Here is a 23,791-nt window from a genome sequence, read left to right as displayed (position 1 = left end):
GCGAACTCCCGCGGAGCTTCGCCATGGCGCGCGTCGTCCATCGTGTCCTCGTCGCCGTGCTGGCGGTCTGCATCGGCCTGTCCGCTGTCGCGCGAGGCAGCGAACCCGCGCCGCTGCCGACGCCGCAGGACGGCTACTTCCAGACCATCACGCGCGTCGTCGACGGCGTATGGCTGATCGCGCAGCCGCAGCCGTTCCAGGTGCAACCCATCGGCAACGTGGTCGTGATCGAGCAGTCCGACGGCCTCGTCCTCATCGACGGCGGCGGTTCGCCCGGCGCGGGACGTCGCATCGTCGAACTCGTGCGTTCGGTCAGCGGCAAGCCGGTGAAGGCCGTCGCGATCACGCACTGGCACGGCGACCACGTGCTCGGTCTGTCGGCGATCGTGCAGGCGTGGCCGGCGGCGGAGATCATCGCGACCGACATCACCGACGCGCATCTGCGCGGGCGTTCGATGAAGGCGTATCCGAAAGGCGCGCCGGACGCGACGCTGCAGGCCGCATTCGACCAGCGCCTCGATGGTGCGGATGGATTCGTGCGCGATTCGCTCGCAAAGAGCGATCTCTCCGCGCGCGAACGCGAAGGCTTCGAGGCGGCGCAGCGGCTGTTCGCGCAGTACCGCAAGGACACGCGCGACGTCGTGCTCGCGCTGCCCACGCGCACGTTCGTCGATACGTTGAAGCTCGACGATGCGACGCGTCCGGTCGAACTTCGCCACTTCGGTCGCGGCAACACCGATGGCGACCTCGTCGCGTGGCTGCCGCGCCAGCGCGTGATGGCGACGGGCGACCTGCTCGTCGCGCCGATCCCGTTCGGCTTCAATGCGTATCCGGCGGACTGGCAACGCACGTTGCGCGCGATGCAGGCGCTGCGTCCGGCTGTGTGGCTTCCCGGTCACGGCGCGGCGATGCGGGGCGACGCCTACGTGTCGCGCGTGATCGACCTCATCGGCCACACGCGCGGGGCGGTCGCGCCGCTGGTGAAGCAGGGCGTCACGCTGGACGAAGCGAAGAAACGCGTCGACCTGTCCACCGATCGAGCGCGCTTCGTCGGCGACGATCCGTGGCTGGTGCGCTGGTTCGATCGCTACTGGACCCAGCCTTTCACCGATGCCGCCTGGCGCGAAGCGACGGGCGAACCGATCGAGCAGGGTGAAGGTTGATCAGATCGCCGCGAGGTCGAAGGAAATGCTGATGCGCTCGCCCGCGCCCGCGTACGGCAGCGTGCGATGGAACAGGTACGACGGGAACAGCAACAGGGTGCCGACCTTCGGGCACACGCGACGCAATGCGGCGTCCGGTGGCTGCGGCAGGCTCGCGAAGGGACGTCCGAATTCGATCCAGCCGGCATGCGTGTTGTCGTCGTCGCGGATCGCCGGCGGAAGTTCGACGTAATACGCGCCGGACAACCACGAATCCTCGTGGATGTGCGTGTCGATGAAACCGCGCTCGGCGGCCTGCGTTGCCCACACGTGCACGCGATAGCGCTCGGGCACGTTGCGGAGGAAGACATCGGCCGACAGCGCGTCGTCGTCGAGCGGCGCCTCGGCAACATGCGCATCGCGCGCCTGTGCGATGAAGGCGTCGATCGCCTCGCGCAAACGCTGCTCGAAGCCGACGATGGCCGGCGTGCGATCCATCAGCAGGTCGCCGCTGAGGTACGCATTACGCGCCGCCAGCCCGGCCGGTTCCCAGCGTTGCTGGCTGTGACGACGGATGTCGTCGGCGAGTGCGGCATTGAACGCATGCGCATCGGCGAAGCCGTCCGGCGTCGGCAGTTCGATTGCATGCACATGCCGATGCAGGCCAAGCCACTGCGTCGCGCGGTCGGCATCATGTTGCGCGACCGCGACGCCGAGATGCGCGATGGTGCGCTGGTCGTCCGGCGCGCGTCGCAATGCATCGCGCAGCTCGTCGCGTGCGGCGTCGAGCCGGCCGTCGTGCAGCAGCGCGATGCCGTGCTGGCGATGCAGCGTCGGCGAGTCCACGCCGGCGTGCAGCGCTCGCGCGTAAACGTCCACGGCTTCGTGTGGCTTTCGATTGAGCTGCAATTGCTCGCCGAGCGTATCGATGATGTCGATGTCGCGCGGCGCGAGTTCCAGCGCACGCCGCGCATGCGCTTCGGCGCCGGTGGGGTCGTCGAGTTTGCGATACAGGATCGCCGCATCGCGATGCGCCTGGGCGAGCGACGGATCCAGCTGCAACGCGCGCAACGCGTGCTGCAGGCCTTCCTGCAGCGAGGTGCGATCGAACAGGTTGGACAGCAGCGCAGCAAGCGCCTGGTGCGCGCCCGCATCGGGATTGAGCTGCAACGCGTTGCGTGCGGCCGAGATCGCCGCGACGTAATCCTGTTGCTTGCCGTGCGCAGCGGCGAGGTTGTTCCAGGCCTCTGCCCAGTCCGGCTTCAGGCGCGCGGCGGTTTCGAAACCGGACGCCGCCTGCACATAGTCGCCTGCGTTGAAGGCAGCGGTGCCGTAGCGAAACGCGGCGCGAGGTTCGTGCGGCAGGCGCTGCATCGCGAGCGCCAGCGACGCGAGCGCGGCGTCGAATTCTCCCGCGTTCAACTGCATGGTGCCGAGGTCCAGCGCGGTCGCGCCGTCGTCCGGACGCAGCGCCAGCGCTCGCTGCAAGGCGCGGCGCGATGCCGCCGCATCACCCAGCGCCTGCAGCGTCATCGCGTACAGGCGCCACGCGTCGAACGATTGCGGTGCCTGTTGCAGCGCCGCTTCGCAATCGGCCTTCGCGGGCGCCGGTTGTCCCTGCTGCAACGCCGCCCATGCGCGGCGCAGCAAGGGGACGACGTCGGCGCTGCTCATCTCAGTAACCTGCGGCCTGGCCGTCCTTGCGCGACTCGCTGGCGCCCACATAGCCGCCGTTCGGATTGACCATGATCGCCTGGTAGCCGCCGTACGGGCCGTCGGCGAAACGCACGCTGTGGCCCTTGCGCATCAGTGCACGCACGGTTTCGTACGGGAAGCCCGATTCCAGGTCGAGCTCGCCGCCGTCGTTCATGGCGGTGACCTGACCGGTCGGCTCGGTGCTGCCGTCGTGCTGGATGCGCGGCGCGTCGCCGGCTTCCTGCAGGTTCATGCCGAAATCGACCAGGTTCATGATGATCTGCGCGTGGCCCTGCGGCTGCATCGCGCCGCCCATCACGCCGAAGCTCAGCCACGGCTTGCCGTCCTTCGTCGCGAAGGCCGGAATGATGGTGTGGAACGGACGCTTGCCCGGCGCGAACGAGTTCGGGTGGCCTTCCTTCAGCACGAACTGCTCGCCGCGGTCCTGGAAGATGAAGCCCAGGCCCGGAGGCGCCATGCCGCTGCCCATGCCGCGGTAGTTCGATTGGATCAGCGAAACCATCATCCCGTCCGCGTCGGCGACGGTCATGTAGATCGTGTCGCCTTGGTTGAGCTGCGGGATCACGCCCGGCTCGACGGCCTTGGCGGCCTTGTCCATCGAGATCAGCTTGCCGCGCTCGCGCGCGTAGGGCTTGGAGATGAGCTTGGCCGTCGGCGTCCTATGGAAGTCCGGATCGGCATACGACGCGGCGCGGTCGGCGAAGGCGAGCTTCTTGGCCTCGGTGAACAGGTGCACGTGTTCGGGGCTGCCGAAGCCGTAGGACTTCAGGTCGTAGGGTTCGAGCAGGTTGAGGATCTGCAGCGCGGCGATGCCCTGGCCGTTGGGCGGCAGTTCCCATACGTCGACGCCGCGATAGTTGGTACTGACCGGCTCGACCCAGTCGCCGTGGTGCGAGGCGAGGTCGTCGTAGCTCAGGAAGCCGCCGTTCGCCTTGAAGTACGCGTCGATCGTGCGTGCGATGTCGCCCTTGTAGAACGCGTCGCGGCCGCCGTTGGCGATCATCGAAAGCGTGTTGGCGAGGTTGGGGTTCTTCCACATCTCGCCGGTGCGCGGACCGCGCCTTTGCCCAGGCGCGTCGCCCTCGACGGTGAACTGCTCGGCGAAGCCCGGCCACTTCGACAGCGTCGGCACGCTGCGGCCCCAGTAGTACGCGATCACCTCATGCACCGGATGGCCTTCGCGCGCGTAGCGGATGGCGGGCGCCAGATCGTCCTTCATCGGCTTGCGGCCGAAACGCTCGTGCAGCGCGAACCACGCATCGACCGTGCCCGGCACCGTCACCGGCAGCGGGCCGTGCGAGGGAACGTCCTTCAGGCCGCGGCGCTGGAATTCGGACAGCGTCAGCGACTTCGGCGAACGGCCCGAGCCGTTGTAGCCGTAGAGCTTCTTCGTCTTCGGATCCCAGACGATGGCGAACAGGTCGCCGCCGATGCCGTTGCCCGTCGGCTCCATCAAGCCCAGCGCCGCGTTGGCGGCAATGGCCGCGTCCACCGCGCTGCCGCCCTGTTTCATCACGTCCAGCGCGATCTGCGTGGTCAGCGGATGCGAGGTGGCGGCGATCGCATGCGGGGCGTAGACCTCGCTGCGGGTGGCGAAGGGCAGGCCGGTGATGCGGTCGGCGCACATGGCGGTGAGAGGCAGGCTCAGCAGGACGGAGGCGAACAGCAGGCGCATGAGGTACGGACATCCCCGGGACGAAGTCGCATCGTATCGCGACGGCCCGTGCGGGATTTGCCGGTTGGAGCCTGCGGGCACCGTGGCCGATGCGCTCGTGCCTGTTCGCCCCCAGTGTCGCTGGAGGCCGGGATCCGGATCGTCACGGCACCCGCGCGCGTACGCGCGGATGCGTGGTCGTGCAGCAGCGCGTCACCCCTCCCGTTCGGGAGGGGCCGGTCGCTTACGGCCAGGCGGGCGGGTTCGCCGCCCAGGCGGCCTGCACTTCGGCCAGCGCCGAGCGCTCGGCGTCGGTCCAGTCGGGCAGCAGGCTGGCGAACTTCGATGCGGAGTTCCACTGCTGCGGTTCGGTACGCACGGCGGCCGAGTACCACACCACCGCCTCTTCCTTGCGACCCAGCGACCACAGCGACAGCGCCAGGGTCGGCGGCATCCACGAGGCAGTCACCGAACGCGCTTCGACCAGCGAGCGCCACTGCGCGAATGCGCCGTCGAAATCGCCGGTGCGATACAGGTCCCAGCCGTAGTTCCATACGACCGAGCGCCACAATGCGTCGCTGCGATCAATTGCACCGAGCGCGCGCGCATAGAGCTGCTTGCCGAGGTCCGTGCGGCCGGCGGCCATCGCGAGGTGCGCGAGCTGGGCGACTTCGCCCTTCGCGCGCGGATTGCGCTCGATGGCCTTGACCAGTTTCTCGGTGGCGGCGTCCCCGGTTTCGCGCACGGCGACAACCGGTCGGACGGTGTTGGCGTCGGCGTCGAAGTAGAACTCCGCCGGACGCGGCAGGCTTTGCGCCGACACGGCGCTGGAGACGGCCAGAAGGGCCGTCGCGAAAAGAGTGCGACCAAGCATGTGTGAATCCCCCTGTGCAACGCAGCAATCCTAACCCGTACTGGGCCGGGATCGCGGCGTTCTGGCGTCCCAGACCGGGTTATCGGCAGGGCGAGGGCAAGCCGGAGCGCCATTTCGGCAAGATGGGACGGCCGTCGCCCCGGTCCACCCCTCTCCCGTCGGCGGGAGAGGGGCTTCACGGCACCGCTCAGTGCGCCGCGGGCAGCAGCGCGACCTCGTCCACGACCCACATCGGGTTGTACTCGCCCGAGGCGAAGGTGAAGCAGAGGTCGTGACGACCGGCCTGCGTCGGCAGCGGCGCCGACAACGTGGTCAGGCCGTCGGACCTGCGTGCCGGTGCCAGCGGCAGCACCGCGATGGGCTCGCCTTCGCAGCTGCCGAGCCGGACTTCGAGCGCGCCGCCGGGGATCGTCGCCGGGCGCGTCACGACCTTGCTGGCGTCCTTCCACAGGGCGTAGTTGTGCGGCAGCTGGCCGACGCGGACCTCCACCGTGGCGATACCGTCCAGCTGCGCGGCGTCGTAGATCCAGCACGGATCGAACACGTCGGCGAGCAGCAGCCGGCGATCGCCGTCCTTGCCGTCGGACGGTGCGTCGTCCTCCATGCGCAGCATCAGGTCGGTCTTGCACGAACGCAGCGCATTGCTGCTGCGCGCACGCAGGCTGTGCAGGTTCAATTCGAACGCGCGCGTCGCGGCGAGCGCGCGATCATCGGCGAACGCGTTGGCCTTCACCGTCGTCGGCAGCGGCAGTTCGAGCGGATGCACGTACGCCTGCGACGTTGCCGTCGGTTCCGTGCCGTCGAGCGTGTAGCGGATCGTGCCGAAGCCGCTCTGGTTGTTCAGCGCGAACGACGTCTTGCCGCCTTCCAGCGCCTGCGGTGTGAAGCGCACGGCAAACGCGCTGTCGGCGGCGTCGAAGCCGGTCAGGCGGTAGCGTTCCATCTGGAACGCCATGCGCTGCAGGAAATCGTTCCAGTCCAGGCTCGATTCCGGCGACCAGGTGACTTCGGCCAGCGCCGCGCCGCGCGGGAACAGCGAACGCTGCATGCGCTCGAAGGTGCGCTGGTGTTCGGTCCACAGGTTGGCCTGCACGCCGAGCACATGCTTTGCCTGATCGGCATTCAACTGCACCGGTACGGCCTTGAAGTCGTACACGTCCTTGAGCGAGATCACCTTCAACCGCCCCGGCGTTTCATCCGGGCCGTCGCTCTGCACGTGGTCGAGGTAGAGGTCGGGCGAGGGCGCCATCACGACGTCGTGTCCGGCACGCGCGGCCTCGATCGCGCCGTCCGTGCCACGCCACGACATCACCGTCGCGTCGGCCGGCGGGCCGCCTTCGAGGATCTCGTCCCAGCCGATCAGCCGCTTGCCGTGCGCCTCGATGTACTTGCCCAGCCGGCCCATGAACCAGCTTTGCAACTGCATCTCGTCCTTGAGGCCGAGTTCCTTCTTCTTCGCCTGCACCGCCGCCGACTGCTCCCACTGGTCCTTCGCGGCCTCGTCGCCGCCCAGGTGGAAGTACTGTCCGGGGAAGAGCGGCATCATTTCGTCGAGCACGTTTTCCAGGAACGTGAACGTCTTGTCGTCCACGTTGAACAGCCATGTGTTGACGCCCCAGTCGGGCGACACGGGCGGCTTGGTGCCGGGCACGCCGAATTCGGGATAGGAGGCGATCGCCGCCTGCGCATGGCCGGGCAGATCGAACTCGGGCACGACCGTGATGTAACGCTCTGCGGCGTACTTCACGATGTCGCGGATTTCGTCCTGCGTGTAGAAGCCGCAATACGGCTTCGGCTTGCCCTTCGCATCGCGACCGGCCGCGCCGGCGGGAATGCGGCAGCCGCCCACCTCGGTCAGCCTCGGGTACTGCTTGATCTCCACGCGCCAACCCTGGTCGTCGGTGAGATGCCAGTGGAAGGTGTTGAGCTTGTGCAGCGCCATCTGGTCCAGCAGCGCCTTCACTTCGTCGGGCGTGCGGAAGTGGCGCGCGACGTCGAGCATCAACCCGCGCCAGCCGAAACGCGGCGCGTCCTCGATGCGCTGGTTCGCGATCGACGCCTCGCCCTGCGCGCCGTCGGCCAGCAATTGCCACAGCGTCACCGCGCCGTAGAACAGGCCGGCCGGCTTGCGCGCGCTGATCTTCGCGCCCTGCGGCGTGATGTCGACGACGTAGGCCTCGTCGCCGGCGGGCGCGATGTTCGCGTCGATCGCGAACACGACCGCTGCACCGTCGGCAGCGCCGCCGACCTCAGGCGCGAAACCGCGCGCCTTCTGCACGCGCGAGGCGAAATCCTGCGCGATCCGCGTGGCTTCGGCGTCGATGCCGATCACGGCAACGCGCGACTGCGGGCCGAAGGCGAAGCGGCCATCGCGCAACTCCACCTTCGCCGGGCGCGGAATCACCGGCGTCGCGGCGGCGCTGGCGGAAATGAGCGTGGTCGCGTTTGTCTTTTCCGCCGGCTTTGCGGCGGTGGCGCCTGCTGCGTCCGCCTTGGGCGCGTCCTCGCGCTGGCAGGCCGACAATCCCATCGCCAGCGCCACGGCGGCGATGCTCGTTACGAAATGCCGTTTCATCGTTCCCTCACTCTCCTGTCGCGTGCGCCACCCGGGCGCCGGAAACAAGCGGGCCCGGCATGACCGGGCCCGCTGTCTTGCTTACACCCTGGACCAGCGGCGTATCAGTACTTGAAGCGGAAGTTCAGATAGTACTGGCGACCGTTGTTGTAGAACGCCTGCGGGTGGCCGTCGGCCACGTAGTAGCTGAGCGTCGGGTCGTTGAGGTTGAGCGCGTCGAGCGTGATCGACATCCAGTCCGTCGCCTTCCAGCCGAACGACGCCGACAGCGTGCCGAAGTCGTCCTGGAAGTACTCGTTCGCACGCAGCATGCCGTGGTAGAACGAGGAGCGGTACGTGTAGGCCACGCGCGCGTTGAAGCGGTCGTTCTCGAAGAACGCCGACAGGTTCCAGGTGTCCTTCGACGTGCCCACCAGTGCGTCGGTGGCATCGTTGCCCGCCGGGACGTCGGCCTCGCCATCGGCGTAGGTGTAATTCGCCGAGATGCCGAAGTAGTCGCCGATCGGCTGCTCGTACGTCAGCTCGATGCCGCGCACCTTGCCGTCACTGTTGATCGGCAGCGTGACCTCGTACGGTTCGACCTGGCCGTTCTGGTCGTTCACGTAGTTGCGGGTCTCGGTGGCGTAGCGGACGTAGTTGTCCAGGTCCATCGAGAACAGGCTCGCGGCCAGCAGGCCACGTTCGGTGAAGTACCACTCCAGCGACGCGTCGAAGTTGGTCGAGATGATCGGCTCGAGGTCCGGGTTGCCCGCCGTACCGGTGTGCGTCAGGTTCGACAGCGACACGGCGCCGGCCAGCGCCGAGTAATCCGGCAGCGTCATCGTCTGCGACGCGGCCAGGCGCAGGATCAGGTCGTCGGCGAAGTTGTAGCGGAAGTTGACGCTCGGCAGGACGCGGTCGTGCTTGTTGTTCTGGCGTACGTTGACGAAGTTGCCGAACAGGCTCGACACGTCCGGCGTGATCGTCGCGTCGCTGCCCAGTCCGCGCCAGAACTGGATGTCCTGCTGGATGTCGACGTAACGCAGGCCCGCGTTGCCGCTCCACTTGTCGCCCGAGAAGTTCGCCTGCACGTAGAGCGCGGTGTTCTCCTCGTTGATGTTGAACTCGCTGCCGTAGTTGTGGCGGGCGCCGTCCTTGCGGACGGTGGAGTTGTTCTTGACCGCCTGCTCGAGCGCGCTCTGCGTGAAGTACCACACGCCCGGGCCCGGGAACGAGCCGCCGAGGCCGCTGCCGAAGTCGCCCGGATAGAACCCCGGCGAGGTGCCCTCCAGCGCGCCGGCGATGTCGCCCGGATCGGAACCGTACGGGCTGTTCACTTCGCGGGTGTGGTCGGCGTAGCGCACGCCGAAGTCCACCGACGACAGCACGCCGTTGTTGCTGAACCAGGTCGCGTCGGAGGTGATCCAGGTTTCCTTGTCGATCACGTCGTAGTACTGGATGCCCCACGTGCCGAAGCCGTCGGTGGTCGGGCCGGACGGATTGTTGAGGTACCAGTTGACGGTGTTGTCGGTGCCGCGAACCTGCCAGCCGCCGCCGCTGCGGCCGGTGACGACCTCGGCGATGTTCTGCGTCGGCGTCTCGCCCTGGCCCTTCGTGTAGCCGATCTGGGTCTTCAGCGAAAACGACTCGTTGATGTCCCACGCGGCGTCGAAGGTGGTGTAGCCGGTCTTAGCGGCCGATTCCGGACGCGAGATCATGTCGTAGATGCCGTAGCCCGGCGCCGACGGATCGGCGGCGTAATCGGCCTTCACCAGCGTGCCGTTCTCGATGACATAGCCCGGCAGCGGTGCCTGGTTCGGCACGAAGTTGCCGGTCCACAGCATGTAGTTGCGGTTGTAGTTCTTCGCGTCCATGTCGGAGTAGAACGCGCTCAGGCCCAGCGTCAGATCGTCGCTCGGCTTGGCCTGCAGTTCGATCAGGCCGCCCATGCGCTCGCGCGTCTGGGTGAAGTAGGCCGAACCCGGGAGGTTCGGGTACATCACGCCGGCGAGGTCCGGGTTGGTCGCCACGACCGGCGCGTCCGGCGCGATCGTCGAGAAGCCGCCGACGATTTCCTGGCCGTCGCGACGCAGCTCGCGTTCCTGGTAGAACGCCTGCGCCATGAAGCCGAAGGTGTTGGCGTCGTTCTTGTAGTTGAACAGGCCGCTGACCTGCGGCTTGGTGCTGCTCGGCAGGTCGGAGTAGACGGCGCCGATCGAGCCTTCGGCCGAGATCTGGTTCGCGAAGTCCAGCGGCTTGCGGGTGATCACGTTCACCGAGCCGGCGGCGCCGCCTTCGACGAACTTGGCCTGCGAGGTCTTGTTCACCACCGCCTGGCTGACGATTTCCGACGGCAGCAGCGAATAGCTGACGCTGCGGCCCACGGTTTCGGTCTGGCTGAGGATGAACCAGTCGGCGCTGCCGATGGTGTGGCCGTTGACCAGCGTCTGGGTCAGGCTCGGGCTGGTGCCGCGCAGGCTGACGCGGTCGTTCTCGTCGAAGCCGCCTTCGTTCGCGCTGGAGGAGCTGATGCTCACGCCCGGCAGGCGCTGCAGGGTGTCGGCGACGTTGTGCGCCGGCAGCTTGCCGACGTCTTCGGCCGTGACCACTTCGATGTGCGACTGCGCGTCGCGCTTGGTGTCCAGCGACTTTTCCTGGGCGCCGCGGATGCCGGTGACGATCACCGTGTCCAGGTCGGTCGCTTCCTGGCTGGAAGCCGGCGCGGTCTGCGCGGCCACGTTGCCGCCGATGCTCAGCGCGAAGACGATGCTGGCCGATAGTGCTGTTTTGCGAAGCTTCATTGCTCTCCCTCCCACGGGTTGATGTACGACCCCGCAGTGCCGGTTCTTGCTTGCCGACGTCTGCGGAGCCCGTTTCCTGACCGACGCGCACGGACGCGTGGCCGTATTCCTGCGTGCTTCGCGGTGGCGCTCGCGCGCCGCCGCACATGGACGAATCGCGTTACGACTGGCTGCTTTGAGACAGATGTTCCAGGTACCAGCTGGCGGCGCCGATGACGCCCAGCCGGTCGTTCTCGATCAATCGCACCGGCACGCGTTCCAGCGCGGCGTGCATCACGCCCTTGTCCAGCAAGCGCGCATGGAACTGGCTGTGCGGCAGGAAATCCTTCAGCTGCGGCAGGATGCCGCCGGCGATGAACACCGACTTGGCGCTGCTGACGGTGATGAGGTCGCCGATCGTGCTGCCCAGCAGTGCGCAGAAGGTCAGCACCGCTTCGCGCGCGGGTGCGTCCAGGCGGCGGGCGGCCTCGGTGATGGCGGCGGGTGCGCGCAGCTCCGGCTCGATGCCGTCGATCGCGCAGATCGCCTCGTACAGGTTCACAAGGCCCGGACCCGAGACGAAGCGCTCGGTCGGCACGTGCGAGAAGCCGCGCTGGCGCGTCCATTCGAGGATCGCCGTCTCGCGCGCGTTGCCCGGCGCGAAGGCGATGTGGCCGGCTTCGGTCGGCAGCACGACGGTGCCGCCGCGATGCGGGATGCGCACCGCCGCGCCCAGGCCGGTGCCGGGGCCCACGACCAGCACGGGACCCATCGCCGCCGCGCTCACGCCGGGCGTAAGCAGCAGCGAATCGGCCGGGTCCATGCACTGCGCGGCATGCGCGGCGGCCTGGAAATCGTTGATGTAGTGCAACTCGCTCAGGCGCAGCTGGCTGCGCAGCTCCGAGAGCGAAATGCGCCAGGGCAGGTTGGCGTTGATGACCACGTCGTCCAGCACGACGCCGGCGGAAGCGATCGTGACGCGGTCGATGCCGGCGCACGCGCTGTGGCTGGAAATGAACTCGGCGAGGATCGCGCCCAGGCTCGGGTAATCGGCGCACACGTACTTGTGGTGTGCCAGGACGACGACGTCGGACTCGTCCGCTCCGCCTGGACGGACCAGGCCGACGCGGGTGTGCGTGCCGCCGACATCGGCGGCGAGGAAGCGGGGTTCGACCTGCGTCAGCGGCGGCACGGCGCTCATCCGCGAACGACGCGCAGGCGCTGCGCGTTCGCGTGGCATGACCGGGCTCGTGCTTCCTTCGTATCCCACCGCATGGTTCCTCCGCTCGCACCGGCTCCCAGCCGGCGCGGCCGAGATTGGCGCGGCCCTGACAACGTTGTCAACCGGAAGTTACGAAATTGTCAGAAACACCGGTGTCAGATCCGACGAACGGCCATTTTTGCTGCGCCGCAGCAGGTCAAAACGCCTTGCGCACCGCACCAGCAGGACTTTGTAGGGGTTCTCTGGCTTGCGGACAAAACTTGTGACAACGTTGCGCCACCGGATGTCGTCCAGGTCAACCGGCGCCGTCCTCGAACGCATTCCTTGGGAGGGGAATCCGCATGTCCACGTCCACGCCCACCGCGTCGCGCAGCCACTACGGGTCCATCGCGATCATCGGCGCGCTGTTCTTCATCTTCGGCTTCGTCACCTGGCTCAACGGCCCGCTGATCACCTTCGCCAAGCTCGCGTTCAACGTGAGCGAGTCGGCGGCGTTCCTGATTCCGTTCGCGTTCTACATCTCGTACTTCGTGCTCGCGTTGCCCTCGTCGGTGATCCTGAAATTCACCGGCATGAAGAAGGGCATGGCGCTCGGCCTGTTCCTGATGGCGATCGGCGCGGCGGTGTTCGGCCAGTACACGACGGAGCGCGTCTACGGCGGCGCGATCACCGGCATCTTCGTGATCGGCGCGGGCCTGGCGATCCTGCAGACGGCGTCGAACCCGTACATCAGCATCCTCGGGCCGATCGAAGGCGCGGCGCAGCGCATCGCCGTGATGGGCATCTGCAACAAGGTGGCCGGCATCCTCGCGCCGCTGGTGATCGGCACGCTGGTGATGCACGGCATGGGCGACCTGTCCGCGCAGGTGGCCAATGCCGATGCCGCGACGAAGGAGCAGCTGCTCAACGAGTTCGCCGCGCGCATCCACGATCCGTACATGGTGATGGCGGGCCTGCTCGCGCTGCTGGCCGTGGGCATCGTGTTTTCGCCGCTGCCGGAGATCAGGGCCGAGGACGTCAACGCCGACGGCGACACCGGCGCCACGCGCAAGACGAGCCTGTTCCAGTTCCCGCACGTGTGGCTGGGCGCGCTGTGCATCTTCGTGTACGTGGGCGTGGAAGTGATGGCGGGCGATGCCATCGGCACCTACGGCCAGGGGTTCGGCCTGCCGGTGGACGCGACCAAGTTCTTCACCTCCTTCACCCTGTTCGGCATGTTGCTGGGCTACGTGGTGGGTTTGATCGCGATCCCGCGCTTCGTCTCGCAGGAACGGTATCTCACCTTCTCGGCGGTGCTCGGCGCGCTGCTGGCGATCGGCGCGTTCCTGACGAAGGGCTACGTGTCGGTCGGCTTCGTCGCCGCGCTCGGTTTCGCGCACGCGATGATGTGGCCGGCGATCTTCCCTCTGGCGATCCAGGGCCTGGGCCGCTTCACCGAATACGGTTCGGCGCTGCTGATCATGGGCATCGCCGGCGGCGCGGTGATCCCGCAGCTGTTCGTGCACCTCAAGCAGGCCTACGACTTCCAGCTGGTGTTCGTCGTCCTGATGGTGCCGTGCTACCTGTACATCCTGTACTTCGCACTGCGCGGCCACAAAGCCGGCCAGCGGCACGACGTGGTGAACGGCGCGACGGCCTCGCAGCACGGCTGATCGTTCGATCAACGAACGACGCCGCGTACCAGACGCCACCGCACGTGATTCACATCACCGGTCGCGCTGGTTAGGCTAGTCGTTCTCATTGGACCGCCATGAAGACGGGACCACGCGAGGCTACGGTGCGCAGACCCACGATCAAAGACGTTGCAGAGCGCGCCGAGGTGTCGCTCAAGACGGTCTCTCGCGTCATCAACGACGAACCCAGCGTGCAGGCGCGCACGCGCGAACGCGTGCGGCAGGCCATCGCCGAACTCGGCTACCAGCCCGATCCGTCGGCGCGCAGCCTGCGCAGCGCACAGCCGTACGCGCTGGGCCTGGTGTACGACAACCCCAATCCCTATTACGTCATCGCCGTGCAGAACGGCGTGCTGTCGGTGTGCCGCGAAACCGGCTACGGCTTGCAGATCCATCCCTGCGACTCGTCGTCGCCGAACCTGGCGAACGAACTCATTGAACTGGTGCAGCATTCGCGCTTGGCTGGCCTTGTGCTCGCGCCGCCGATGTCCGAGCGCAACGAGCTGGTGACCGAACTGATCGCGCACGGCGTGAACCTGGTGCGCATCGTGTCGGCCGCCGCCGACCCGCAGGACGGCAGCGCGTGCGTCTACGTCGACGACCGTGACGCGGCGTACGACATCACCGAACACCTGATCCAGCTGGGCCACAGCCGCATCGGCTTCCTGTGGGGCGGCAAGTCGCACGGTTCGTCGTGGGAGCGCTACAAGGGCTACGAGGACGCGCTGCGCGAGTACGGCATTCCACTCGATGCGGAACTGGTGGTCGAAGGCGATTACTCCTTCGACGACGGCTTCCGTGGCGCGCGCCGCCTGCTCGCGCTGCCCGACCGCCCGACCGCGATCTTCGGCAGCAACGACGAAATCGCCGCCGGCGTGCTGGCGGCCGCCAAGTCCAGCGGCATGAACGTACCGTACGACCTGTCCATCGCCGGCTTCGAGGACAGCCCGTTCTCCAAGCAGAGCTGGCCGGCGCTGACGACGGCGAAGCAGGCGACGCAGGACATCGCGCGCCATGCCGCGCACCGGCTGCTGCAGGAAATCCGCGAACACGCGCCCAAGGCGTCGCCGAACGAAGGCTTCAGCCCGGAGCTGGTCGTGCGCGGTTCGACGGCGCCGCCGCGGCCGAAGGCGTAAAACGTCCCCGCAATGCTTGAGCCCCTCTCCCATCGGGAGGGGGGTTGGGGTGCCCCAAAGCCCTAGCCGAAAGATGCCCGAATCTCACGGCCGCGAAACGATCCCGGTGCTCTGCTACGCAGCTGGGCGCATCGATCGGGGTCGACCATGAATGCGAGTCTGAAGCCTTCCGTGCTGGACGAGCCGGGGATTGCCCGGTTGCTGGAACAGGACCGTGCGCTGGTCGCGCTGGGGCGCCAGGTCTGCGTGCTCAAGGCGATCGGCTGGCCGGCCTCGCTGGAGACGAAGTTCCTCGAACAATGGCGCCGCGGCCAGCCCGAACTGCCGCAGCCGCCGACGGTGCCCGTCGACCTGTCCTCCACGATCGAGGGCCTGCGTGCGCTGATGCGCGAGATCGACCGCCGCCATCCCGTCGGCCGCTGGCTCTACAAGACCGCCTGGAGCTACAACGTCGCCGCGCAGATGCTCGGCGCGATCGGCTCGCCGGAATTCACGCGCTGCTCGGCGCTGCTCTACGGGCGGCCGGATTTCCGCTATCGCAGCCAGGACATCACCAACGTCGACAGCGCACGCGAGGTGCTGGCGATCACCGACGAACTCATCGCCGACCGCCTGCTGCCTGACGTACCGGCCGACATCCCGGCCGAGGACTTCGCGCGCCTGCTGCGCGGGCACATCGATCCGTTCTTCCACCACGACAAGGTCGAGGTGGTGCTCGATCCGGAACTGCCGTCGAAGGCGACCGCCGGTAGCCGCCGCATCAAGCTGCGCTCGAGCGCGATGTTCTCCGAACGCGACCTGCACCAGCTGGTCGAGCACGAAGCCTTCATCCACACCGCGACACTGCTCAACGGCATCCACCAGCCGTACGTGCATTCGCTCGGCATCGGCGCGCCGCGCACCACGCGCGTGCAGGAAGGCCTGGCGACGTTCTCCGAGATCATCACCGGCGCGCTCGACATCGCGCGCCTGCGCCGCATCGCGCTGCGCGTGGTGATGGTGAAGCAGGCGCTGGACGGCGCGGATTTCATCGAGGTGTTCAAGGGGTTCCTCGACGCCGGGCAGAGCGAGAAGGAGAGCTTCTGCAGTGCGGCACGCGTGTTCCGCGGCGGCGACGTGCGCGGGCGCGTGGCGTTCACGAAGGACGGCGCGTACCTGGAAGGCGTGATGCTGGTGCACGTGTTCGTGCGCAAAGCGTTGCAGGAAGGTCGCGGCGAACTGCTGCCGATGCTGTTTGCCGGCCGGCTCACGACGGCGGACGTGATCGAACTGGCGCCGTACCGCGAGAACGGCCTGATCGCGCCACCGCTGTACGTGCCGGCCTGGGCGCGCGACCCGCAGCGCGTGCTGGCGACGATGGCGTTCTCCACCGCGACGCAGCGCCTGCGCCTGGACCGGCTGGACCTGCAGCGGTTCGTGGCGTTCGAGGACGAGCTGATCGAGGAATCCGGAATCGAATGATCGACGTGGCCGGTTACGCAGGCCACGCGCGTTTGCATCGAGGCCCGTGCGGCCACCCGACCCGCGCGGGGATCCTTTCGTCGGGCCTTCTGGCGAGCGCCCGACGGCCGAGCTTGCGACCCATGCTCCCCGACATGCCCCGCGACATGCCCTGAAGCCGGACGCCCCCGCTCGCCACGAGCAGGGAGGTTCCAACATGAAACGCCTTACCCCGCCGTGCATCGCGCTGTGCGCGCTGCTGTTGCCGGCTTTCGCCCCCGCGCAGGACCTGGTGCAGTCCGCCGGCAAGCACGCCAAGGTCGTGCTGGACAACGCCGACGTCCGCGTCATCGAGTTGAACATGCCGCCGGGTGCGAGCACCGGCATGCATGAGCACACCACCGATCAGCTGGTCGTCTTCCTCACTGGCGGTACCGCCAAGCAGGTGGGTGCCGACGGCGCGACGAAGGAACTCACGCGCAAGGCGGGCGACGTCGCCTGGAGCGCGCCGGTGAAACACGACACGACGAACGAGAGCAAGACGCCGGTGCGGACGCTCGTGATCGAGTTGAAGAAGAAGTAGGGACGATGTTGTGCGTGAAGCATGAAAAGCCCCTCTCCCGACGGGAGAGGGGTTGGGGTGAGGGGTGACGGAGCGATAGTGGAAAACCCGCAGTGCAGTACCGCACTACGGTTCTGCCTTGCCGCTCCGTTGCCCCTCATCCGCCCTTCGGGCACCTTCTCCCGAAGGGAGAAGGAAGCGCAGCAGAGCACTTACGCCCGAAGCAGCGTCGCCGCGCGCGCCAGCGCTTCGATCGCGCCCCATTCCCCTGCCGCGACCAGGCGCGACGGCGTCAGCCACGAGCCGCCGACGCAGGCGACGTTCGGGGTGGCCAGGTAATCGCGCGCGTTGTGCGCGCCGATACCGCCGGTCGCGCAGAAGCGGATTTCCGGCAGCGGGCCGTGCAGCGAGCGCAGCGCGGGCGCGCCGCCGGCGGCTTCGGCCGGGAAGAATTTCTGGAAGATGAAACCGTGCTCGGACAGCGTCATCGCCTCGCTCGCCGTGCCGGCGCCGGGCAGCCACGGCAGCGCGGAATCCTTCGCGGCGGCGATCAGGTCCGGCGTCGAGCCGGGCGAGACCGCGAAGCGTGCGCCGGCCGCCTCGGCGTCCTTCAGGTCCTGCGGCTTGCGCACGGTACCGACGCCGACGATCGCGCCGTCGACTTCATTGGCGATCGCGCGCACCGCGTCGAGTGCGGCGCGGGTGCGCAGCGTGATCTCGATGGCGGGAATGCCGCCGGCCACGAGTGCGCGCGCAAGCGACACCGCGTGCTTGGCATCTTCGATCACCACCACCGGCATCACCGGCGCAACGTGCAGTACGGATTCGAGCAGGCCCATCTTGTTCTCCGAATGAAACTGTTTCTGTAGCCAGGGCGTCAGGCGACCGGGTTGAAGATCCCGCCGCCCATGTGCGCCGGCGCCGCCGCGTTGCGGAACACCGCGAACAGCTCGCGCCCCATGCCGAAGTGGCTGGGCGTGAGGTCCGTCGTCGCGTTCTCGCGCGTATTCCATTCCTCCGCCGGCACGTGCACCTGCAGCGTTCCCGCCACGGCATCCACGCGCACGATGTCGCCATCGCGCACCTTCGCCAGCGGGCCGCCCACCGCCGCTTCCGGACTGACGTGGATCGCAGCCGGCACCTGGCCCGATGCGCCGGACATGCGACCGTCGGTCACCAGCGCGACGCGGTGGCCGCGCTTCTGCAGCACGGTGAGCGTCGGCGTGAGCTGGTGCAGTTCGGGCATGCCGTTCGCGTGCGGGCCCTGGAAGCGCACCACCACGACGACGTCGCGATCGAGTTCGCCGCGATCGAACGCGCCCTTCACCTGCGTCTGGTCGGAGAACACGCGCGCCGGCGCTTCGATGACCCAGCGATCTTCCGGCACCGCGGAGACCTTGATCGCCGCCGTGCCGAGCGGGCCATGCAGCACGCGCAGGCCGCCGTCGGGGCGGAACGGCTCGGCCACCGGACGCAGGACCGTGGGATCGCCACTGCGTCCGGTAGCCGGCACGTATTCGATGCGCTGTTCCGGCGCCAGGCGCGCTTCGACGCGATAACGCGCAAGGCCCGGGCCGGCGATGGTTTCGACGTCGCCATGCAGCAGGCCCGCATCGAGCAGTTCGCCGATCATGAAACCCAGGCCGCCGGCCGCGTGGAAATGGTTCACGTCGGCGCTGCCGTTCGGATACACGCGCGCCAGCAGCGGGACGATCGACGACAGCGCGTCGAAGTCCTCAAGCCGCAGTTCGATGCCCGCGGCTGCGGCGATCGCGATGAGGTGCAGCAGGTGATTCGTCGAACCGCCGGTCGCATGCAGCCCGACGACGCCGTTGACGATCGCGCGCTCGTCGATGATGCGGCCGACGGGGCGGTAATCGTCGCCCAGTGCGGTGATCTCCGCGGCGCGTCGCGCGGCCTCGGCGGTGAGCGCATCGCGCAGCGGGTTGTCGGGATTGACGAAGCTCGAACCCGGCAGGTGCAGGCCCATCAGCTCCATTAGCATCTGGTTGGAATTGGCCGTGCCGTAGAACGTGCACGTGCCCGGGCCGTGGTAGCTCTGCGCCTCGGCTTCCAGCAGTTCCTCGCGCGTGGCTTCTCCGACGGCATAGCGCTGGCGGACGCGCGACTTCTCGTCGTTCGGCAGCCCCGACGTCATCGGCCCGGCCGGCACGAAGATCGCCGGCAGATGCCCGAAGCTCAGTGCGCCGATGAGCAGGCCCGGCACGATCTTGTCGCACACGCCCAGGTAGAGCGCGGCGTCGAACATGTCGTGCGACAGCGAAACGGCGGTGGACAGCGCGATCACCTCGCGCGAGAACAGCGACAGCTCCATGCCCGCGCGGCCCTGCGTCACGCCGTCGCACATCGCCGGCACGCCGCCGGCGACCTGCGCGGTCGCGCCGACGTTGCGCGCGGCGTTCTTGATCAGGAACGGAAAGCGCTCCAGCGGCTGGTGCGCGGACAGCATGTCGTTGTACGCGTTGACGATCGCGATGTTCGGCGACACGCCGCCGCGCAGCGCGGCCTTGTCGGTACCGCACGCGGCGAAACCGTGGGCGAGGTTGCCGCACGACAGCGTCGCGCGGTGCGGGCCGCGACCGCAGGCGGCGTCGATGCGCGCCAGGTACGCGGCGCGTCGGTCGGCGCTGCGCGAGCGGATGCGCTGCGTGACCTCGGCGAGGACGGGATGCAGGTTCGACATGATCGTGTCTACGGACTCCAGTACAGCATCGGTGCGGCCGGCGCGCCGGACAGCACCGAACGGATCGGCAACGTCGAACGCGGATCGCGCGCGGCGTTGTCGAGGACTTCGCGCTTCTTCGCGCCTTCGATATGCAGGTACAGCGACGGCGCGGTGAAGATGGCGCTGAGCGTGAGCGTCATGCGCGGCTCGGGTTGCGACGCCGTGCGGATGGCGAGCACCGGCGCGCGACCGCGGGGTTGCAGGCCGATGTCGCGACGCACCAGGTCGGGGAACAGCGACGCGACGTGGCCGTCGTCGCCCATGCCGAGCACGACGACGTCGAGCGGCAGCGCTTCGTTCGCCACCTGCGTCAGCACCGGCAGCAGCGCGGCTTCCGGCGTCGCGGTAGGACGACGCAGCGGCAGCAGCGTTGCCTGCGCCGCAGCGCCCTGGAAGAGCGTTTCGCGCAGCAGCCGCTCGTTCGAGCGCGGATGGTCCGGCGCCACCCAGCGATCGTCCACCGGCACCACCGTCACGTGTGCCCAGTCGAGCGTCTGCTTCGACAGTTCGGTCAGGAACGCGCGCGGCGTGGTGCCGCCGGACACGGCCAGTCGCGCCGCGCCACGGCGCGCGATCGCGCCGCGCAGATCGGCGGCGACGGCCTTCGCGAGCGCGGTGGCGAGCTGCGCCTTGTCGTCGAACAGATGCTCGCGCACGGGCAACGGATCGGGTGTCAGCACGGTCAATCGCTCCGTAAGTGCGGATTTGAAGGGCATGGTGTTAGACCGCATCCTCATGCCACGTCCTTCCGTCGCGTTCGATCAGGGCCACGGCCGCGCTGGGACCCCAGCTGCCCGCGGTGTATGCCTTGGGTGATTCGTTGCTCGACTGCCACGCCGCCAGGATCGGATCGATCCACGACCACGCGGCTTCCACTTCGTCGCGACGCATGAACAGCATCGGATTGCCGCGCACGACGTCCATCAGCAGGCGCTCGTACGCTTCGGGCTGACGCCCGCCGAAGGTCTCGGCGAAGCTCAGGTCCATCGGCACGCGGCGCAAGCGCAGCCCGCCGGGGCCGGGGATCTTGTTGACGATCCACAGCTTCACGCCCTCGTCGGGCTGCAGGCGGATCACCAGCTGGTTCTGCGCGACCGGCTCATCGCCGAAGATCGAATGCGGCACCTTGCGGAACGTCAGCACGATCTCCGACATGCGATCGGCCAGCCGCTTGCCCGTGCGCAGGTAGAACGGCACGCCGGCCCAGCGCCAGTTGCTGACTTCGGCCTTCAGCGCGACGAAGGTTTCGGTGCGCGAGGTGTTCGTGCCGAGCTCTTCGAGATAACCCGGCACCGGGCGGCCTTCGACCGCACCGGCGCGGTACTGGCCGCGCACCGTGAGGTGCGAAGTCGCGCCGTCGGCGATGGGCTTGAGCGAATGCAGCACCTTGAGCTTCTCGTCGCGGATCGCGTCGGCGGCGAGCGAGGACGGCGGTTCCATCGCAACCAGGCACAGCAGCTGCAACATGTGGTTCTGCACCATGTCGCGCAGCGCGCCGGACTTGTCGTAGTAGCTCGCGCGGCGTTCCAGTCCGACGGTCTCGGCCACGGTGATCTGCACGTGGTCGATGTGCTCGGCGCGCCACAGCGGCTCGAACAGCGCGTTGCCGAAGCGCAGCGCCGTGAGGTTCTGGACCGTTTCCTTGCCCAGGTAATGGTCGATTCGATAGATCTGCGATTCGGCGAACACTTGGCCGAGCGCGTCGTTGATTGCCGCGGCGCTGGCGCGATCGTGGCCGATGGGCTTTTCGACGACGACGCGCGTGTTGGCGCCGGTCAGCCCGTGCGCCTGCAGCTTCGCGCCGACGCTGCCGAAGAGGTCGGGGCCGACGGCGAGGTAGAACACGCGGACGCGAGATTCATCGGCCAGCTCGGCGGCGAGTTCGCCCCAGCCGTCTTCCGCCTGCAGGTCGATGCGGCGGTACGACAGCAACTGGAGGAAAGGCTCCAGCATCGACGGCGCGCGCATGTCGAAGGCGAGATGCTTCTGCAGCGCCTCGCGGACGCGCTCGCGATAGGCCTCGTCGGTCTGGCTGTCGCGCGCCAGGCCGAAGATGCGCGTGCCGGCGACGATCTGGCCGTCGACGTAGCGATGGAACAGGGCCGGCAGCAGTTTGCGCAGGGCCAGGTCGCCCGTGCCGCCGAAGATGATCAGGTCGAAAGGCGCCATCGGCGCGATGGGGGCGGTCACGGAGCGCTCCAGCGGAATGAGGTTTTGAAGACCACAGGCATACCAGTGAAGATACCAGTCAGATACCACTGGTGCAAACCCGCCCGACAAGGCCGGACGCAGGCCCGGGCGGGCGCCGTTTTCCCGCTCCTGTCCAACAATTTCAGCGACTTGGGGTTATGCGAGCGCGAAATCCCGCGCTTGACCCCGGATTCGGACGGGTGATGCGACTTTCGTCGTAGAGGGGGCGGCCATACCGGGCCATCGCCACCCGTCCCGGTTTGCCCGAACTGGTATCTGACTGGTATTCTCCCCCCGATGCAGGACTATCTGGTCAACGAGTTCCGCCGCCAGGCCGACGCGCGACGCGCCCCGGCCTATCAGCACCTGCGCCGGACGCTCCAGCACGCCATCGAGAACGGCGAACTCACGCCGGGCCAGGCGCTGCCCAGCGAGCGCGAGCTGACCAAGCTGCTGGACCTGTCGCGCGTGACGGTCCGCAAGGCCATTTCCGGCCTCGTCGCCGACGGCCTGCTGATGCAGCGCCAGGGCTCGGGCACGTTCGTCTCCGAACGCATCGTCAAGTCGTTTTCGAAGCTCACCAGCTTCACCGACGACCTGCGCGCGCGCGGGCTGGATCCGAAATCGCGCTTCATCGAGCGCGGCGTCGGCGAGGTCACGCCGGACGAGGCGATGGCGTTGAACCTGTCGCCGGGCGCGCAGGTCGTGCGCTATTACCGCCTGCGCATCGCCGACGACATGGCGCTCGCGCTGGAGCGCACCGTGGTGCCGCAGACCGTGCTGGCCGATCCGTCGCTGGTCGAGAATTCGCTGTACGAAACCTTCCAGAAAATGGGCCTGCGCCCGACGCGCGCGCTGCAGCGATTGCGCGCGATCGCATTCGACGCCGAACAGGCACGGCTGATGAACCTGCCCGAAGGCAGCCCCGGCCTGTTCATCGAACGCCGCACCTTCCTCGACGACGGCCGCGTCGTCGAATACACCCGATCCTTCTACCGCGGCGATGCGTACGACTTCGTCGCCGAACTCCAGAGCGAGTAATCCCTTGAGCGATCCGAACCAGAGCGCACTCGTAGCCACCGACACGCGGATGCACGCCGAAGCGGCCGAAACCGCCGACGCCGTCGCGCGGCAGTTCGAAGCCAACGCGCCGATCATCGACGCGCTGGTGCAGCGCCTGAAGGCGCAGCCACCCGCGTTCATCGTCACCTGCGCGCGCGGCAGTTCCGATCACGCCGCCACTTACGGCAAGTATCTGTTCGAAACCACGCTCGGCCTGGTGACCGCGTCCGCGTCGCCATCGGTCGGCTCGGTGTACGCGGTGCGTCCGCACCTGAAGGGCGCGCTGTTCGTGGCGATCTCGCAGTCGGGCAAGAGCCCGGATCTGGTGCGCAACGCGGAAATCGCGCGTGCCGCCGGTGCGCTGGTCGTCGCGCTGGTGAACGTCGAGGATTCGCCGCTGGCGCAGATCGCCGACACCGTGATCCCGCTGCGCGCCGGCCCGGAAAAGAGCGTCGCGGCGACGAAGAGCTACCTGTGCTCGCTGGCCGCGCTGTTGCAGCTGGCCGCGCGCTGGAGCGGCGACGCGAAGCTGCTCGCCGCCGTCGACGCGCTGCCCGCCGCGCTGCGCGAGGCGTGGAAGATGGACTGGTCGCCGGTCGTCGATGGTTTGAAGGACGCACGCAACCTCTTCGTCGTCGGTCGCGGCCTCGGCCTCGGCGCGGCGCAGGAAGCGGCGCTGAAGTTCAAGGAAACCTGCGGCCTGCACGCCGAGGCGTTTTCCTCGGCCGAGGTGAAGCACGGGCCGATGGCGATCGTGGGGCCGGGCTTCCCGGTACTCGCCTTCGCGCAGGACGACGACACGTGCAGCAGCACGATGTCGGTCGCCGAGGAATTCCGCCAGCGCGGCGCGCCAGTGTGGATCGCGCTGCCCGGCGCGCAGGGTCCGGACGTGCTGCCGATGCCGGCCTCGCCGCATCCGGCGTGCACGCCGTTGCTCACCGTGCAGTGTTTCTACAAGGCGGTGAACGCGCTGGCCGTCGCGCGCGGCCACAACCCGGACGTGCCACCGCATCTGAACAAGGTCACCGAGACGGTTTGAC

Annotated in this window: 17 protein-coding genes; 7 read left to right on the top strand and 10 right to left on the bottom strand. The window is 68.0% G+C overall.

The window, feature by feature from the left end:
- The first annotated feature begins 23 nt into the window (after nt 1–23).
- The gene (locus tag DX912_RS12235) at nt 24–1,163 is read left to right on the top strand and encodes an MBL fold metallo-hydrolase (protein WP_115842793.1); all 1,140 of its coding nucleotides are present in this window, start codon (nt 24–26) and stop codon (nt 1,161–1,163) included.
- Here the strand turns inward: DX912_RS12235 and DX912_RS12230 are convergent, their stop codons facing one another.
- The 6 genes from DX912_RS12230 to DX912_RS12205 all read right to left on the bottom strand — a co-directional run bounded on the left by DX912_RS12230 (nt 1,164) and on the right by DX912_RS12205 (nt 11,960).
- Entirely contained in the window at nt 1,164–2,816 is a 1,653-nt protein-coding gene (locus DX912_RS12230; protein WP_181902814.1) for a tetratricopeptide repeat protein, read from the bottom strand. It abuts the gene before it with no gap.
- A 1-nt stretch (nt 2,817) separates the two neighbouring features.
- The gene (ggt, locus tag DX912_RS12225; RefSeq protein ID WP_115842791.1) at nt 2,818–4,533 is read right to left on the bottom strand and encodes a gamma-glutamyltransferase; all 1,716 of its coding nucleotides are present in this window, start codon (nt 4,531–4,533) and stop codon (nt 2,818–2,820) included.
- Nucleotides 4,534–4,756: 223 nt separating this feature from the next.
- On the bottom strand, nt 4,757–5,386 hold the full coding sequence (locus DX912_RS12220; RefSeq protein WP_115842790.1) for a tetratricopeptide repeat protein: 630 nt from the start codon (nt 5,384–5,386) through the stop codon (nt 4,757–4,759).
- A gap of 187 nt (nt 5,387–5,573) precedes the next feature.
- A complete protein-coding gene (locus DX912_RS12215) occupies nt 5,574–7,961 on the bottom strand; it encodes a family 20 glycosylhydrolase (protein ID WP_115842789.1) in 2,388 nt (795 codons plus the stop codon).
- Nucleotides 7,962–8,065: 104 nt separating this feature from the next.
- Complete coding sequence (locus DX912_RS12210) at nt 8,066–10,741, bottom strand: TonB-dependent receptor (RefSeq protein ID WP_115842788.1); 2,676 nt, start codon at nt 10,739–10,741, stop codon at nt 8,066–8,068.
- 160 nt (nt 10,742–10,901) lie between these two features.
- Nucleotides 10,902–11,960 carry a glucokinase gene (locus DX912_RS12205; protein WP_233433579.1) on the bottom strand — a complete coding sequence of 353 codons (1,059 nt, stop codon included), beginning with the start codon at nt 11,958–11,960 and terminating at the stop codon, nt 10,902–10,904.
- A 323-nt stretch (nt 11,961–12,283) separates the two neighbouring features.
- Here DX912_RS12205 and DX912_RS12200 point away from each other — a divergent pair, with 323 nt between their 5' ends.
- The 4 genes from DX912_RS12200 to DX912_RS12185 all read left to right on the top strand — a co-directional run bounded on the left by DX912_RS12200 (nt 12,284) and on the right by DX912_RS12185 (nt 16,774).
- Nucleotides 12,284–13,594, top strand: coding sequence for a sugar MFS transporter (locus DX912_RS12200; protein ID WP_115842786.1), 1,311 nt, complete (start codon nt 12,284–12,286; stop codon nt 13,592–13,594).
- A 125-nt stretch (nt 13,595–13,719) separates the two neighbouring features.
- Nucleotides 13,720–14,751, top strand: a complete 1,032-nt coding sequence (locus tag DX912_RS12195) for a LacI family DNA-binding transcriptional regulator (protein WP_115842785.1) — start codon at nt 13,720–13,722, stop codon at nt 14,749–14,751.
- 147 nt (nt 14,752–14,898) lie between these two features.
- A complete protein-coding gene (locus tag DX912_RS12190) occupies nt 14,899–16,212 on the top strand; it encodes a peptidase MATCAP family protein (protein ID WP_115842784.1) in 1,314 nt (437 codons plus the stop codon).
- A 196-nt stretch (nt 16,213–16,408) separates the two neighbouring features.
- Nucleotides 16,409–16,774: a cupin domain-containing protein gene (locus DX912_RS12185; protein ID WP_115842783.1), complete on the top strand. Its 366-nt coding sequence runs from the start codon at nt 16,409–16,411 to the stop codon at nt 16,772–16,774.
- A 191-nt stretch (nt 16,775–16,965) separates the two neighbouring features.
- On the opposite strand, the gene eda is transcribed toward DX912_RS12185, so the two are convergent.
- From eda to zwf, 4 genes are read right to left on the bottom strand one after another with little or no spacing between them, the layout of a single operon-like run.
- Entirely contained in the window at nt 16,966–17,592 is a 627-nt protein-coding gene (gene eda / locus DX912_RS12180; RefSeq protein WP_115842782.1) for a bifunctional 4-hydroxy-2-oxoglutarate aldolase/2-dehydro-3-deoxy-phosphogluconate aldolase, read from the bottom strand.
- 38 nt (nt 17,593–17,630) lie between these two features.
- Nucleotides 17,631–19,457 carry a phosphogluconate dehydratase gene (edd, locus tag DX912_RS12175; RefSeq protein ID WP_115842781.1) on the bottom strand — a complete coding sequence of 609 codons (1,827 nt, stop codon included), beginning with the start codon at nt 19,455–19,457 and terminating at the stop codon, nt 17,631–17,633.
- Between the two features lie 8 nt (nt 19,458–19,465).
- A complete protein-coding gene (gene pgl / locus DX912_RS12170) occupies nt 19,466–20,215 on the bottom strand; it encodes a 6-phosphogluconolactonase (RefSeq protein ID WP_115842780.1) in 750 nt (249 codons plus the stop codon).
- Between the two features lie 4 nt (nt 20,216–20,219).
- Complete coding sequence (gene zwf / locus DX912_RS12165) at nt 20,220–21,689, bottom strand: glucose-6-phosphate dehydrogenase (RefSeq protein WP_425477945.1); 1,470 nt, start codon at nt 21,687–21,689, stop codon at nt 20,220–20,222.
- Between the two features lie 297 nt (nt 21,690–21,986).
- On the opposite strand from zwf, the gene DX912_RS12160 reads away from it, so the two are divergent.
- Complete coding sequence (locus tag DX912_RS12160) at nt 21,987–22,730, top strand: GntR family transcriptional regulator (protein ID WP_115842778.1); 744 nt, start codon at nt 21,987–21,989, stop codon at nt 22,728–22,730.
- Between the two features lie 49 nt (nt 22,731–22,779).
- On the top strand, nt 22,780–23,790 hold the full coding sequence (locus tag DX912_RS12155) for an SIS domain-containing protein (RefSeq protein ID WP_115842842.1): 1,011 nt from the start codon (nt 22,780–22,782) through the stop codon (nt 23,788–23,790).
- Nucleotide 23,791: the final 1 nt, after the last annotated feature.

The organism is Lysobacter soli (assembly GCF_003382285.1).
Lineage (GTDB): Bacteria > Pseudomonadota > Gammaproteobacteria > Xanthomonadales > Xanthomonadaceae > Lysobacter_J > Lysobacter_J soli.
Note: the sequence above shows the minus strand (reverse complement) of the source record. Positions and strands in the feature narration are given on the sequence as shown.